We start from the raw sequence: 15,850 nt of genomic DNA on the forward strand, positions 1-15,850 counted from the left end.
TACAAACACTAAAATACCGAAAATAAATCAGTCATAACAAAATAGTGTTTTTACCACTAATAACATCCTGGGAGCATCTAGTAGCTGGTTTGACCTCTAAATTTGCTATATCAAAAAACTGCATTTTCAATAAGTACAATAACAGAAACAAAATATTAAGCTTATCCGAGTGGCTATATTTGTTGTTCAATCAGTTGAAATTCCTGATCAGAAAGAGACATTTTATAAATGCCTGTTTCTGGAAAGTTGGTTTTGCAGAGCTGAACTATTTTTTCTTCATGTTCCTTAGATATTTGAGCGCCTAAATAAAGGCTTGAAATAATATTGGGAGGGATTGAAAGCAGATTCTCTTCCCATTTTAAAAACACCAGCCTGATTTCACTTTCATATTCCCATTGGATTGATTTCGTTTTTAGCCACATAAGTAATGGCGAAGAATCATCCGATGATTCGAAAATGTAATTTTTACGCTTACTATCGTAGACTGCCTTAAGGAATAGGTATTTGGAAATATTGTTCGCTTTTGTTTGGCCTCCCAAATAGATGATCATCGCTTTTGTATCAAACTCAAAACAAACGCCAGAATGATCCTTAGCGTAATGCGACCACATCAGCATGTTATTTTTATGCTCACTGAAGCAGGTAATTTTCACATTGGGAAGTATTTTGGTTTGAACTTCCCGAACCTGAGTTTTCGAGAAATCTTTTACAAAGTTCAGGTAGATCTGCGATTTGGTAAAGCCTTTTGTATTGAGTAGGTATTTGTACTCACTATTGTTCAACACATTATAAATATACTCATCGGTAATCTTTACCAGCAATGGGTGGCAATCAAAAGGGTCATTAAATTTTAGTGGTGAATTAAAGTGAAGTTGGCTGTTCTCGAGTAAAAGGATGCCGTTTTCTGCCGAAGTATACTTGTACAGATAGTCAATCTCTGCTACGTGGTTAAGATCGTCGAATATAATCTGACTCGATGGTTTCATATACTTATTTTTTATAAAGGTAAAGGATCAGAAGCAGATAAACCGCTTACAGTTCGGCAAGACTTTTCATCCCCTTTCAATCCCAAGTTGGGATTGCCCGAAAATTTTACGCTCAATCTTTGGCATAAACAATAATTGCCATGAGAAAAAGATCAAAACCCATCAAGGAAAAAGCGCCAGATAAGCCCACCTATAAACTGCAACTTCCAAAGAAAAAAGTCCAACCAGAACGGCAGAAAATCCGGCAGCTTTTACGTTCCATGCTTCCGATGGAAGAAGAGCAAAGGCAACTCAAAGAAGAACAAAGTCTGTTCAGATAAATCCCCCACCCGATGATGAAATATTTAGTAGAAAATCGATTCCCTGAAGGAATTTTGGGCGCCGTTCTGTCTGCGTTTGAACGGAGCAAAGATGTATTTCCGTCTACGGAAACCTCTTTGCCTGCTCCCGCAGGAAATGAAGGCGCTGCGGAACTTGCCCCTTCTGGAAACAAAAAAAGATCAACGTAATGCCCAGGAGAAAATCTGCCGACCCTGAAAAAATACTGAGCCGTGTACTGAGGATCAGGTTAACCGATGCCGCATTTAAAAGGCTGGAAAAGATCAGTAAAAGCAGCGATTGTCATACTGTTGGTGAAGCCGCAAGAAAGATCCTGAGCAAAGAAAAGATAACCCTTTTCTACAAAGACATTAGCCTCAATTCCACAATGGAAGAGCTGGCATTGATCCGTAAAGAACTGCGGGCAATCGGCATCAACATCAACCAGATCACCAAAGCATTTCACAGCGACAAACGGGAAACCCCGCAAATGTTCCAGGTCACCAAAGTGACCATGCTTTATGAAAAGGTGGAAGCAAAAACGGACACTTTATTGATCCTGATCAACAAACTTGCAGAGAAATGGTTGCCAAGATCATAACCGGAAAAAGTTTTAGGGGCGCACTGCATTACAATGAAAACAAGGTGCTGGAAGGAAAGGCAGAGCTGATCCTTGCCAGTGGCTTTGCCGGAGACATTGAACGCATGAACTTTAATCAGAAGCTGCACCGCTTTGAAAACCTGCTCATGCTCAACCCCAAGGTAAAGACCAATACCCTGCACATCTCCTTAAATTTTGATGCCGCTGAAAAACTGACCGATGAAACCCTGCAAAAAATAGCGTTGACCTATATGGAAAAGATCGGTTTTGGTGACCAACCGTTTATCGCCTATCGGCATCATGACGCAGGTCATGATCACATCCATTTGGTGACTACCAACATCAAAGCCGATGGTGAGCGCATAGACCTGCATAATATTGGTGCCAACCAATCCGAGAAAGCCAGAAAGGAAATAGAGGCAGAATATAAACTCGTCAAGGCACAGGGCAAGGAGTACAAACCAGAGCCCGGGATTAAGGCAGTGGATATAGAAAAGGTATTATATGGAAAGCTGCCAACCAAACGGGCAGTCAGCAACACGGTTAACGCAGTCACCAAATCCTATAAATTTACCTCACTTGCTGAGCTGAATGCCGTGCTGAAACAGTTTAACGTAGTTGCCGACCGTGGAACCGAAGACAGCCAAATGTTCCAGAAGAAAGGATTAATCTATAGCTTTTTGGATGAAAAGGGCAACAAGATCGGAATACCCATCAAATCCAGTTCTCTTTATACCAAACCAACATTGCCTTGGCTGGAGAAGCAATTTCGAAAGCATGAACAAAACCGATTACAGTTCAAACCACAGTTGAAACGAACAATAGACACAGTACTATTGGCCAAGCCAGCAGATCAGTCGACCTTCATTGCATCATTAAAAGCCCAGGGGATTGCTGCAATTTTCAGGATCGGCGTAAATGGTCAGGCCTACGGAATTACCTTTGTGGACCATAAAAACAAGACCGTTTTCAACGGCAGCGACCTGGGTAAAGCCTACAGCGCCAAGGCGATTATAAGCAGCTTTAGTAAGCAGGATACTTTACAAAAGTCAAGAAGTTATTTACATAAGTCAATGGAAAAGACCCAAAAGTCAACGAAAATAATTGATACTGAAGAGTTAAAACGGAACGCCATAGAATTCTCATCAAGCAAACACACGTTACTGGATGCGCTGATGAAAGACCAATACGACCAGTCCGGCCAAGTCCCAAAGAAAAAGAAAAGAAAAAAACTCAGAATCTAAACCCTTTACTATGCAAACAGGAGAAAACATACAGGCATTGCGCAAGATCGCCGACTTTACAGGGCTGCTTAGCCTTGTCATACTTGCCATACATTTTTATATTTTTTGTTATGCTGCCTTTCAAAAATGGGCTTTAACGGCAGAACTCACAGATCACATACTGGAAAAGATCAGCCCGTTGGCCGTATTTAAAACGGAACTATTTTCTAAATCAGCAGCACTATTGTTATTGGTTATCTCTCTTATTGCAGCCAAAGGCAAAAAGGATGAGAGGATCAGGAGGCAAACCATAGCCACATACTTGATCACTGGGCTGATCCTATACAGCATCAGCCATTTCTTTTTAAACCTGCAAACTACACCAGAAACGATTGCCCTGCTATATATTGGCACCACAGGTTTTGGTTACCTGCTAATTTTAGCCGGAGGTAATTTACTGTCCCGTTTATTGCAGGTCAATTTAAGTGGCGACACGTTCAATAAAGACAATGAAACCTTTCCGCAGGAAGAACGGCTATTGGAAAACGAATACAGCATTAATTTACCTACAAAGTACTGGCTAAAGGGGAAGCTGAGAAATGGCTGGATTAATGTAATCAACCCCTTCAGAAGTACTTTGCTGTCCGGTTCTGCCGGAGCCGGGAAGACCTACTTTTATATCCGGCATGTGATCGATCAGCACCTAAAGAAGGGATTTTCCATGCTTTTATATGATTTCAAGTATAGCGATTTAACCACACTAGCCTACAATAAATTGTTAAAATATGCGAAGAACTTTAAGGTGAAACCTTCCTTTTGGGTCATCAATTTTGATGATATTATGCACCGCTGTAACCCCTTAGAACCACAGGGTATGACAGACATTACCGATGCCACTGAATCGGCCCGAACAATTATGCTTGGGCTAAATCGTGAGTGGTTGAAAAAACAAGGCGATTTTTTCGTGGAATCGGCAATCAGTTTTGTAACAGCACTCATCTGGTATTTAAAGAAGTATCAGGATGGCAAATATTGCACCTTACCACATACTATTGAATTGATGATGGTAGATTATAAGCGGCTTTTCACAGTATTAATTGATGAACCGGAAATACAGGCGCTGTTAAATCCATTTATTTCAGCCTGGGAAAAAGAAGAGTGGGGACAACTCGAGGGACAGATTGGTAGCGCAAAGATCAGTATGGCAAGACTGGTTTCACCAAAACTGTATTATGTGCTGAGCGGGAACGATTTTACGCTCGACATCAATAATCCTGATGATCCGAAAATTGTATGCTTGGGCAATAATCCGCAGAAATTGCAGACCTATGGTGCGGTGCTGTCGCTTTACGTAAGCCGTATTTTAAAACTGGTCAATCAAAAGGATAAGCTCAAATGCAGCCTGGTTTTTGACGAATACCCTACGCTGGTAGCGGATTTAGTGCCAACGATCACCACGGCCAGAAGCAATCTGGTCAGCTGTACCATTGGTATTCAGTCCATAGAACAGGTAAAAAAGGAATATGGTGCGGAACAGGCCAATATTATTGCCGGCATTTCCGGTAATATCATCAGCGGCCAGGTAAGCGGGGATAGCGCAAAGAAGTTATCGGAGACTTTTGGCAAGATCGTACAGGACAGGCAGAGCCTGAGCATCAACAGTAGTGATACCTCTTTAAGCAAATCAACACAACTGGATTCTGCAATTCCCGCCAGTAAAATTGCTTCACTTTCTTCTGGGCAATTTGTGGGAATGGTGGCTGATAACCCTGATCAGAAGATTGAACTCAAAATGTTTCATGCGGAAATTATCAATGATCATCAGGCGATTGCTCTCGAAGAGAAGACGTATGTAGATCTTCCCCAGATCAGAAAGGTGACAGAGGAAGATTTGCAGGAAAATTATATTCGGATTAAAGATGATATCCAGGATTTGCTTACAAGAGAGTTGGGCGTGCCGGACGCAGAGCCAGAGGTACTTGATGTTAAAGAACAGAAGAAGCTGGGAGGCAGGAAAATGTCGGTTAAGAACACGGTTTCAAGTGGGAAGGCTAAGGTGAATAAGGGAGAAAAACGGGCAATGTCTTTGTAATCTTATTTAGATCTTTTGGTTTTAGGGTTTTAATTTTTACCTTAGATTACGAGAGCGTTAATTTAGCGGAGCTAGTCACATGACCAGTTCCGCTTTTTTGTTTAACATATTTCTGGCAAGTATAGTTGTGGTAATATAGTTACCACTGACCACCATGTCTTATTGGCGGGTCACCTGCAAGATTGATAGATTTGAGATTAAAATTGTTAGTGCTGTCACTAATCTTCTGCATGGTTTTCTTTGAAGTCTTCCTGATCTCTGTTTTTGTCTCAATCAGCTGGTCTTCAAACTGATCTTTGCACGATTGCAATGAGGCGATACCTGCAATTACTAAAATTGATAAAATGATTTTTTTCATGGATTCATTAGTTTAAATATTATTCAGGTCGGTTGTTTAGGGATTATAATCAGGGAGACATTGCCCAATTTCGTTATCGGTTTCCTGTAATCCCAAGAGACACTAATTATGTTTCCCGAGTACAACCTACAGCGAAAATAAATTAAACTTTTCATTTCCAAAAGAACGGAATATCGTAAAAAGACAATATCAGAAACAGCCTTTACTAAGGACAAATGATTCTGCATGCTCTTTTTGCTAAAAATTTAATAGTGGGGAATTAAGGAAATATCTTTAATATTGACCTTTATTTTTCGTAAATTTAAAGGGATAGCAACAAGGAAAATGGGAACTGAAACCCTTCATGATGAGACCGATTTGCTGGGTAGAATTGCCCGGGGGGATCAGCGTGCCTTCAGTACTATCTATCAATCCTATTACGATAAGATCTATAAATTTTCATTCCGTTTGCTGCTCTCCGAAGAGTTATCCGAAGAAATAGTGCAGGAAACTATGTTGCTCATCTGGCAGGGTGGTGATAAGCTAAAAGAAATCAGAAACCTGGATGCTTATCTAAAGACTGTTGCCAAAAGGAAAGTAATTGCACTTTTTCGCCGTAAGGCCATTGAAGATCGTGCGGTCAAAGAATTAAAAGCGGCCTATTCTGATATGCACAATGAAACTGAAGAAGGTATCTTGCATAGGGAATCCCGTAAAATCCTCGATAAAGGCATCATGCTTTTGCCAAGTCAGCAACGGCTGGTATACCAGTTATGTTATCAGGATGGTCTGAAGTATGAGGAAGCCGCCGAAAAGCTCCATATTTCCCATGGCACTGTTCAAAGCCACATGAAACAAGCTTTGAAATTCTTACGGAACCATCTTTCCAATCATTCGGACATTGCAGCTCTTGTGATCGTATTCCGCTTGCTTTAATTTTTTTTTCAGTTCGACTACCTCGAAAGTCACAGGAGTTCTACTTACTATTAAGAGGATGTTAAATTCATGTGAAAAGCAACCTCCAATCCCATATAGAAATGAAAAACGAAAGAGCAGTTTTCCTCTACGAAAAATATATTAAGGATGACCTTAGCGCTGAAGAGCAGCTGGAATGGGATAACCTTGGTCTGGATTTGGATAATGATCAAGTGTTTCAGGAATGGATCGACAGTTTCTGGGACTGTAAAAATGAAGATGTGCCAGGAATGAATGCTGCTCATGTTTCCAATGTGGAAGAGTACATTCTTGCGCAACCTCAGCCTGAACTGAACTATGAAAAACCGTTTGTCAAAAAACTATGGCCTAGGATTGCAGTTGCCGCTTCGTTTTTGGCTGTTATTGGAACGGGGCTGTATTTCTATACTTCAAAGCCTGCAAATAAAATTGATCGCACTCTTGTACAGGCTAACGATATTGATCCTGCCAGCAATAAGGCTTATCTAACGCTTGCCAATGGAAAACGTATTGCGCTCACCGATGCAAGCAATGGCAACATTGCAAGTCAGTCCAATGTCCAGATTACCAAGACCGCTGATGGGCAACTGGTTTATACCATAGCCGAAAACAGATCAAACGTTAATGCTCCTCTGGAGTACAATACCATAGAAACGCCTAACGGCGGCAAGTATGACATCACGCTACCGGACGGAACTGCTGTTTCAATAAATGCGGCATCAACTTTAAAATTCCCGGTTTCTTTTGCTTCCCTAAAAGAGCGAAGGGTTCAACTTCAGGGCGAAGCTTATTTTCAGGTAGCGCATAACAAACAGGTACCATTCAGGGTGTCTTCACCTGGACAGACTGTAGAAGTGTTAGGTACACATTTTAATATCAATGCCTATGCAAATGAAGTGGTGGTCAAGACCACGCTATTAGAAGGCTCGGTAAAAATATTGCCTGATCATGCCAAAAATTTCAAAATACTGAAGCCTGGCGAGCAGGGAACCCTTCAGGATGATGTGGTAGAAGTCGTTAAAGCTGATACAGAACAGGCACTCGGCTGGAAGAATGGAGACTTTATTTTCAACGGGGAAGACTTAAAAGCGGTTATGCGTCAGGTGGCCAGATGGTATGATGTAGAGGTTGAGTATAAGGGAGAGGTAAATATTTCTGGTATTGTGAGTGCTTTCCCTAGAAATAAAAAGCTTTCACAGTTGCTTAAGGCACTGGAAGCCAGTCAGGGTGTACATTTCAAGATTGAAGGAAGGAGGGTTTTGGTTATGCCTTAAATAAAAAATAAGGTTGGCTGAAAGTAAACCGGAGGCGTTGGAAGCGCCCCCGATTAAATATTCAGCTAATCGGATAATGATGCGACTAAACACAATTTTCAACAACTAAACTGAACTAAACAAATGTATAAATTTTACTATACAATTGGATATGGTATAACTAGCCATGTCCGAAAGTCCATAACCAGTTTATGGCAAATTGCATGGAATCCAAATATTAGAAAATGGTTTATGAGGATAAATTTAACATGCTTAATATTATTGATGGCATTTTTGCAGATTACTTTGGCTGCAAATGCCCAGAAAATCTCTTTGTCTAAAAAGAATGCACCACTTACCGAGGTTTTTAAGGAGCTGAAGAAGCAGAGCGGTTACGGGTTTATGATCAACAAGGAGCGGATCAAAATAGCGAAACCTGTTACCATTACCGTGAATGGAGAGGAGCTGATAGATGTACTCGATAAATGTTTCAAAGATCAGCCTTTTACCTACAGGGTTGAAGATAAGATGATTATCGTGGTGGATAAAAGATCTGAACAAACTCAAATAGGTCTGCTTGATATCGATGTTAAAGGTCGAATACTGGATGAAAATGGAAAGCCTATGATGGGTGCTTCTGTAAGTATAAAAGGCACTAGCAGAAGAATTGCATCTGATGTCAATGGTGAATTTGCATTCAGCAAGGTAGATGAGAAGGCCGTTCTGGTTATTTCTTATGTCGGGTATGAAGTAAAAGAAGTTCTTGTGAAAATGGATTTAGGAAATATTAAGATGACAGTAACTACTGGTAAATTAGAAGAAGTAAATGTAGTTTCAACAGGTTATCAAACTTTGCCGAAAGAAAGAGCTACAGGCTCATTTTCATCTGTTGATAGTAAATTACTTCAACAACAAGTTACCACTAATATTATGGAACGACTGCCTGCGATTGCTAATGGGGTGATGATAGATAATGGTACATCTTCTGCAGGTCAATTTATGGTTCGAGGAATCAGTACACTGAAAGGTCCAAAAAACCCATTGATTATTCTGGATGATTTTCCTTACGAAGGAAATCTCAGCAATATCAATCCAGAAATGGTAGCATCCATCACTGTTCTAAAAGACGCTGCGGCTTCTAGCATTTGGGGCGCACGAGCTGCTAACGGTGTGGTTGTGATAACGACTAAAACAGGAAAGTTTAATCAACCCTTAAATGTAGAACTTACCGTCAATACGACCTTGACTGATAAGCCCGACCTCAGTTATCTTCGACAGATGACAAGTACAGATTTTATTGATGTCGAACAAGAACTTTTTACCCGTGGTTTCTACAACAGTGAAATTAATTCTCCTTCACACCCTGTTTTATCCCCTGTGGTAGATCTCCTTAACCAAGCGGCAAATGGAATTATTTCCAATCAAGAAGCACAAAGACTAATTGGAATACTTAGGCAGGTGGATGTAAGAGACCAGTACAAAAGATATATGTACACACCAGCTGTGAAGCAGCAATATGGTCTAAATCTCTCCGGTGGAAGTTCGCAACTATCCTGGATTTCCGGGTTTGGCTACGATAAAAATAGTGGAAATCTCTCAGAAGACTACGAAAGAACAAACTTTCGTCTTCAGAATACATGGAAGCCATCTGATAAAATTAGTTTTTCTGCAGGAGCATTCTATACAAAAATACAGAATCGCTCTGGACGTACTGGATATGGAGGAGTGAAAATGAACGGTAAATGGCAAATTCCTTATATTCAATTCGCTGATGAATCGGGTCAGTTGCTGAGTGTTTTTTCAACGTATAATCAGCGGTATAAAGAAAGTTTGAAGGGGAGCGGTTTGTTAGATTGGAATTACTATCCACTGACAGATTGGCAAAATTCGACCACCCAATCGAACAATACAGAACTGATTATGAACGCGTCTGTTCAGTACAAGATTGCGAAAGGACTTCAATCAGAATTCCGATATCAACACCAAAAAAGTAATCTTGAAAGCAATGCACTATTTGACAAAGAGAGCTACTATGCACGCAATTACATCAATAGTTTTGCTTATTATGATGCCTCAAACAATTTAAAATGGAGAATTCCAAAAGGAGGTATTTTAGATAAATCCACAACGGTGAATCAAGTGAATAATTTACGTGCGCAAATCAATTATACGTATTCTTCAACAAAGCACGAAATTTCAGCAATCGCTGGCGCTGAAACACGTGATACTCAAAATTCAAGCGATCAGAACCGTTTGTATGGGTACGATCCAGTTAGGCAGTCAGCCCTTAGTGTAGACTATGTTAACAAATATCCTAATTACGTTAGCGGAGCTATGGATTTTATCTCTAACCGCCAAAGCATGCAGGAAATCAATACAAAATTTGTTTCACTCTATTCAAATGCTGCATATACCTTTAATAAAAAATATACAGTATCTGGAAGTATCCGAAGAGACGCAAGCAATCTATTCGGATTGAAAACAAATGATCAATGGAATCCTTTCTGGTCAGGAGGCGTTTCATGGAAGCTCTCAGATGAAAATTTTTATTCATTGAGTTGGTTGCCAAACCTTAGATTACGAGCATCCTTTGGTTTTAATGGAAATATTGATCCGGCAATGGTTGCGGTGACGACAATTCTTTACGATCCGTCTCCTTCAACCTATACAGGGTCGGGAATGGCAAGAATTGATCAATATTACAATCCTAACCTTAGGTGGGAAACATCTCGCATGATCAATTTAGCACTGGATTTCTCTACAAAGAACAACAGAATTTCCGGTTCTTTAGACTTCTTTACGAAAAAAGGAAGTAATTTATTCGGTGCCGCACCGCTAGATTATACTACTGGAATTACGACGATGCTTTGGAATGTGGCTGGCATGAAAGGAAAGGGATTTGATTTTGAATTAAAAACAAGAAATATGATTGTAAATAGTTTTAGATGGGAAACAGTTTTAAATTTAAGCACTTACCGCGATGAGATAACGGATTATTATCTTTCTAATACTTTTGCATCAAATTTTATCAACGCCTCCGGCGCAATGGTTCCAATATCAGGAACACAAGGACTACCAGTATACTCTATATTTGCTTATCAATGGGCAGGTTTGGATCCGGTCGCAGGCAGTCCTCAGGGTTATCTTAATGGGGAGGTCAGTAATGATTATGCAGCAATTACTGGTTCTGAAAAAGGGATGGAAGACTTGCAGTATTTTGGGTCTGCACTGCCCACTACTTATGGTTCTATTATCAACACTTTCTCCTTAGGGCGGTTCTCTTTGAATTTTGCAATCAACTATAAGCTTGGCTATTGGTTCAGAAGAAATTCAATCAATTACACCGATCTTCTGTCCAGCCGCTTAGGGCACAGCGATTTTACTGACCGTTGGCAAAAACCAGGTGATGAAGTTTTTACTAACACACCTTCTTTGATTTACACCACCAATTCTTCCAGGGATGCTTTTTACAATGGATCTAGTGTTTTGGTGGAGAAGGGGGATCATGTGCGACTTCAATATCTTAACCTGGGATATGAACTGGCTAAAAATCAATGGATAAATCTACCTTTTCGGTCAATGAGGATTTACGGTGCGGTCAGTAATCTGGGGATACTGTGGATGGCCAACAAACAGAATTTAGATCCGGACTATAGCTGGGGCGCAAATTCACTGAAACCAGTTACCACTTATTCCTTAGGCTTTCATCTTAAATTTTAAAAAAGACAATATGAAAAATACTTACATCATCCTCATTATTGCAACGGTTCTTTTATGCAGTTGCAAAAAATTTCTCGACGAGAAATCAAATTCTAAATTAGCCACTCCGGAAACACTGGAAGATAACCAAGCATTACTTGACAGAAATTTCGTACTTGGCTTAAACACCGTAAGCGGACAAATATCAGCAGAAGATGTATATGTGTCCGAGGCTGACTTTAATAACATGTCTCAGGAGGCTGAGAAGCGCATTTACACTTGGCAACCTGATCATGTTTCGCTGACTGAAGGAAATGATTGGGAAAATACTTTTAGAAGAATAAATATCTTTAATACCGTACTTTTTAATCTTGAGAATTACCAGATACCGAATTCAGATAATGTAAAAGGGCAGGCATTGGTATTCCGAGCATCTGCCTATCTTGAAGCTGCGCAACTCTGGTGTTTGGCATATAATAAAAGATCAGCTTCGTCTGCATTAGGTCTTCCCTTAAGATTAGATCCAGATATGAATGTACCATCTGTACGATCAACACTGAAACAAACTTACGAACAAATCATTAGTGATTTGCAGGCTGCTTCAAATCTTTTGCCTGCAACTCAGATTTCCGTTATTAGACCTTCTAAGGTTACTGCACTAGGATTTCTATCTAGAGTATATCTGTACATGGGAGAATATGAAAAAGCTTTACAATATGGAAATGAGGCTCTTTCCATTTATTCACAGTTATTAGATTATAATGTATTGAATGGTAGTGCTACTTACCCCATAATAGCGATGAACAAAGAGATTCTACTTCCCACCTCTATGGCGTATTCTGCATTCCTTGGTTCCAATCAGGCTAAAATTGCTCCTGACTTTTATAATAGTTATGAAAATAATGATTTGCGGAAGGAGCTTTACTTTAGAAAAAATGCACAAGGGGAAATTCTGTTCAGAGGAAATTACACGGGTAGTTCAACCAGAAGTACAGCTCTTGCAACGGACGAGGTATATCTTTCGGTTGCTGAATCGTATGCAGAAACGAATGATCTTACCATGGCGATGCAAACACTTAATCAGTTACTTATCAAAAGATGGAGATCAGGTTTTTTTGTACCTTTTACTGCAACTACAAAAGAAGAAACTCTGCAAATAATTAAACGCGAACGCAGAAAAGAACTGCTCTTCCGTGGCATTCGCTGGGCAGATCTCAAAAGATATAACCGAGATGGTGCCAATCTGCACCTTACCCGAGTATTAAACGGAATCACCTATCAATTGCCACCAAATGACCTTAGATATGCAATAGCGATCCCTGAGGATATAATCAAAATGACAGGAATGCCTCAAAACAGAAGATGACCGAGAGAGCGCTTTCAGCTTTTTATTAAGATTAATAACATTTAAAATAAAAATCATGCACATGAAATTTTATAAGGCATACTTGTATCTTATTTTTTGCCTAATGGCAACAGTTATACACGCACAGGAGGCACCTTTAAAAACAGGTGATCCTATTCCTGAGAGTATTTGGACAGCACAAATCTCAGTGGTCAACCATCTGCAAAAGACATTAAATCTGTCTAGTTATAGGGATAAATTGATATTGTTGGATTTTTGGGCCACTTGGTGTAGTGGTTGCATTAAGAAGTTTCCGCATATGGAGGAGTTACAGAAAAAATTCGGGGACAAAATTAAGATATTAGCTATAACCGATCAGGATAGAACAACTATTGAAAATTTTTTTGCATCTACCAATGGACAGCGTTACAAAGGTGTTTTATCGGTTGTAGATGACAAGAGACTCCATGAAATGTTTCCTCATACCGCAATTCCTTTTATTGTTTGGATAAAAGACGGAAAAGTTCTTAATACCACAGACGGTGAACAGGTAACAGAACAAACCATTTCAGAGGTATTGGCTAATGAAAAATCTTCTTTGCAGACCGTAATTCAAATAAACAGAAAGCGTCCGCTGATGCTTTCTGAGAATTTTGAACTGGAAAAATCAAGTAGTATTGTGGCTTATACTCTCTTTGCCAAAGGAAGAATACGAGCCATTCCATTCGGTTCTGGATTTCATAGAGAGGGAGAAATCGTTTATGGACGACAGTTTACCAATTTTTCTCTAATGAATATTTACAGAGGTATTTCTTATGAATTATTTCGGCAATTAGGAGTTAAATTCTCGGATAAGCGCTTGTTAAACCTAACAAAAAATCCAGAAGCCATTGATTTCGATACCAAAACTGGTGGGAATTTTGAAAAGCTATATAGTATAGAATACATTCTCCCAAAAGAAGAAGCGAATAATCTGTACGCCAGAATGCTGAATTATGTAAATGAAAATTCTAACTACGTTGCTAATATCGAAGAGAAACTTGTTAAATGCCTTGTTTTAAGAAAAACTTCTAGTTTAGACAAGATTGCATCTAAAGGGGGCGAACCTATAGGGAATGTATTAAAAGCTCCTTTTACACTTCGAAATGTCAGTCTTGATTTTTTACTTTCTGCTTTAGAAGCTACTAACGATGTCACTGCATTACCATCAATAGATGAAACAGGATACATCGGAAAAGTGGATTTACAATTCTCGAACTTTCAAGATTTAAAAAGCATCCAAAAGGAACTTTTGGTATATGGCCTTGAATTAATTGAAGTTGAGAGGGAATTGCCGATGCTAGTCGTAAAGGAAAAATGATTTTGTAATAATCGGCACATGAAAAAAAGATGTTCCATAGGAACTACATCTTTGTTCTTAAATGCATTTAGCCAGAGGAGTTGCATTTGCAAGATAATTCTGTAATTCCTCGCAGAAAATGATTTTTAAAATGGAGTATCCGTGATGCTATCGACTGGATTAGCGAAAGACATACGCAGCAAGTAAGTAAATATAAATAAGTTAATAATAGTTAATGGTTAAAGGGGAAACTGCTGGATAGTAAGCCCCCTTTTTTAATCACACATTTCCTAATAAATTAATCTTAGGCTGACTTAAAAAGGTATGCTCTCGAAAAATTCTTAGTAATAAATTTTCATAAATAAACCCTTAATTCCCCACTCAGAGAATAAACCGTAACGAACTTGCTTTAAAATATGAAAGCATGAAAAATATTGATTTTGAAAAAGCAAGTTTTAAGGACTTCGAAAACATTGAGGGGATGGATCCCTATGGATGGGCAAAACTATGGGGTGAGTATGTAACTGACCGGAGCAAGAATGGACAGTTTAATTATCGGCAGGAAAATCTTTCCGGCTGTGGCCCTGAGATCGAGCTTAACCTGCCCAGTAATCCGCACCGCAATTTTGTGAGTTTGGTCTCTAATGACTATTTAGGCTTTACGCAACATCCCAAAGTAAAGGCTGCGGCAATCGCTGCAATTGAAAAATACGGTTCTGGCGCTGGAGCCTCTCCAGCAATTGGTGGACATTACCTCTTCCATCAGGAGATTGAGAACAAAATTGCCAAGTTCTTTAAAAGGGAAAGTGCGATTGTGTTCAGTACTGGGTACACGGCAAACAGCTCATCTTTGCAAGCATTGTTAAAAAAGGAAGACCTTGCGATACTGGATATGGCAGTGCATGCAAGCGTATACGAAGGCTGCTTGAACACGAATGTGAAGACTTTCCTCCACAATGATCTGGAAGCTTTGGAACGTATATTAAAGACTTCGAAAGATAATTACCGCACAAGAATGGTAATTATAGATGGTGTATATTCTCAGGATGGGGATTTGGCGCCATTAGATAAGATTATTCAACTGACCAAACACTACGGAGCATATATCGTAGTCGATGATGCCCATGGTACGGGTGTTGTTGGAGAAACTGGAAGAGGTGTTATCGAGTTGCATAACTTATACAAAGAGGTGGATATAATTACGGGAACATTCAGCAAGACATTTGCGCATGTTGGCGGTTATTTGGTTGCAAGTCCAGAACTCGTACGCTTTCTGAAGTTTCAGGCAAGGCAGCACATTTTTTCTGCAACACTATCTCCTGCATCTGCCTGTATATCCAAAGCTATTGATCTGGTGGATGAGGAACCGATATGGATGCACCGACTTTGGGACAATATAGAATATCTGAAAACGGGACTTGAATCTTTGGGGCTGGATACGGGAATAACACAGTCAGCGATAATTCCAGTAAAGATTGGAGACATTAGCCTAAATGCAAAGATATGTGGAATGTTGCTCGAAGCAGGTATTTATGCCAATCAAATTAACTATCCCGCAGTTTCGCGAAAAGATGCAAGGGTAAGAATGAGCGTAATGGCAACTCATACGCATACACAGCTTGACAAGGTATTGAATGCATGGGAATGGGTAATCAAGAAAACACATCTGGAAAAATAACGGTTTGACGAAAAGACGGCTAAAT

General features: G+C 39.6%; 13 protein-coding genes. 11 read left to right on the forward strand and 2 right to left on the reverse strand.

Annotated features, from left to right (window positions below; all coding sequences use genetic code 11):
• Positions 1-173: 173 nt before the first annotated feature.
• Positions 174-986 carry a DUF2971 domain-containing protein gene (locus BM207_RS14510; protein WP_090995775.1) on the reverse strand — a complete coding sequence of 271 codons (813 nt, stop codon included), beginning with the start codon at positions 984-986 and terminating at the stop codon, positions 174-176.
• Positions 987-1,126: 140 nt separating this feature from the next.
• On the opposite strand from BM207_RS14510, the gene BM207_RS14515 reads away from it, so the two are divergent.
• Genes BM207_RS14515 through mobC form a run of 5 tightly spaced genes read left to right on the forward strand, consistent with a single transcriptional unit; the run spans position 1,127 to position 5,220 of the window.
• A complete protein-coding gene (locus BM207_RS14515; RefSeq protein WP_090995778.1) occupies positions 1,127-1,306 on the forward strand; it encodes a hypothetical protein in 180 nt (59 codons plus the stop codon).
• Between the two features lie 12 nt (positions 1,307-1,318).
• A complete protein-coding gene (locus BM207_RS19140) occupies positions 1,319-1,495 on the forward strand; it encodes a hypothetical protein (protein ID WP_177217133.1) in 177 nt (58 codons plus the stop codon).
• Positions 1,495-1,905, forward strand: coding sequence for a plasmid mobilization protein (locus BM207_RS14520; protein WP_090995782.1), 411 nt, complete (start codon positions 1,495-1,497; stop codon positions 1,903-1,905). Before BM207_RS19140 ends, BM207_RS14520 begins: the two co-directional genes overlap by 1 nt.
• Positions 1,887-3,149: a relaxase/mobilization nuclease domain-containing protein gene (locus BM207_RS14525; protein ID WP_090995785.1), complete on the forward strand. Its 1,263-nt coding sequence runs from the start codon at positions 1,887-1,889 to the stop codon at positions 3,147-3,149. Before BM207_RS14520 ends, BM207_RS14525 begins: the two co-directional genes overlap by 19 nt.
• Positions 3,150-3,159: 10 nt before the next feature.
• Entirely contained in the window at positions 3,160-5,220 is a 2,061-nt protein-coding gene (mobC, locus tag BM207_RS14530) for a conjugal transfer protein MobC (protein ID WP_090995790.1), read from the forward strand.
• Between the two features lie 139 nt (positions 5,221-5,359).
• Here mobC and BM207_RS14535 read toward each other — a convergent pair whose 3' ends face one another.
• Positions 5,360-5,578: a hypothetical protein gene (locus BM207_RS14535; protein WP_090995792.1), complete on the reverse strand. Its 219-nt coding sequence runs from the start codon at positions 5,576-5,578 to the stop codon at positions 5,360-5,362.
• A gap of 324 nt (positions 5,579-5,902) precedes the next feature.
• On the opposite strand from BM207_RS14535, the gene BM207_RS14540 reads away from it, so the two are divergent.
• The 6 genes from BM207_RS14540 (at position 5,903) to BM207_RS14565 (ending at position 15,825) form a co-directional block, all read left to right on the forward strand.
• Positions 5,903-6,493 (forward strand): RNA polymerase sigma factor, encoded by a 591-nt coding sequence (locus BM207_RS14540; protein ID WP_090995796.1) that lies wholly within the window; start codon positions 5,903-5,905, stop codon positions 6,491-6,493.
• A 101-nt stretch (positions 6,494-6,594) separates the two neighbouring features.
• Positions 6,595-7,785, forward strand: a complete 1,191-nt coding sequence (locus BM207_RS14545) for a FecR family protein (RefSeq protein ID WP_090995800.1) — start codon at positions 6,595-6,597, stop codon at positions 7,783-7,785.
• Positions 7,786-8,016: 231 nt separating this feature from the next.
• Positions 8,017-11,484, forward strand: a complete 3,468-nt coding sequence (locus BM207_RS14550) for a SusC/RagA family TonB-linked outer membrane protein (RefSeq protein ID WP_177217134.1) — start codon at positions 8,017-8,019, stop codon at positions 11,482-11,484.
• A gap of 10 nt (positions 11,485-11,494) precedes the next feature.
• Positions 11,495-12,829 carry a RagB/SusD family nutrient uptake outer membrane protein gene (locus BM207_RS14555; RefSeq protein ID WP_090995806.1) on the forward strand — a complete coding sequence of 445 codons (1,335 nt, stop codon included), beginning with the start codon at positions 11,495-11,497 and terminating at the stop codon, positions 12,827-12,829.
• A gap of 103 nt (positions 12,830-12,932) precedes the next feature.
• A complete protein-coding gene (locus BM207_RS14560) occupies positions 12,933-14,168 on the forward strand; it encodes a TlpA family protein disulfide reductase (protein ID WP_177217135.1) in 1,236 nt (411 codons plus the stop codon).
• A 403-nt stretch (positions 14,169-14,571) separates the two neighbouring features.
• Positions 14,572-15,825, forward strand: a complete 1,254-nt coding sequence (locus tag BM207_RS14565; RefSeq protein WP_090995812.1) for an aminotransferase class I/II-fold pyridoxal phosphate-dependent enzyme — start codon at positions 14,572-14,574, stop codon at positions 15,823-15,825.
• Positions 15,826-15,850: the final 25 nt, after the last annotated feature.

The sequence above is a fragment of the Pedobacter insulae genome (assembly GCF_900113525.1).
In the GTDB taxonomy this organism is placed as follows: Bacteria; Bacteroidota; Bacteroidia; order Sphingobacteriales; family Sphingobacteriaceae; genus Pedobacter; species Pedobacter insulae.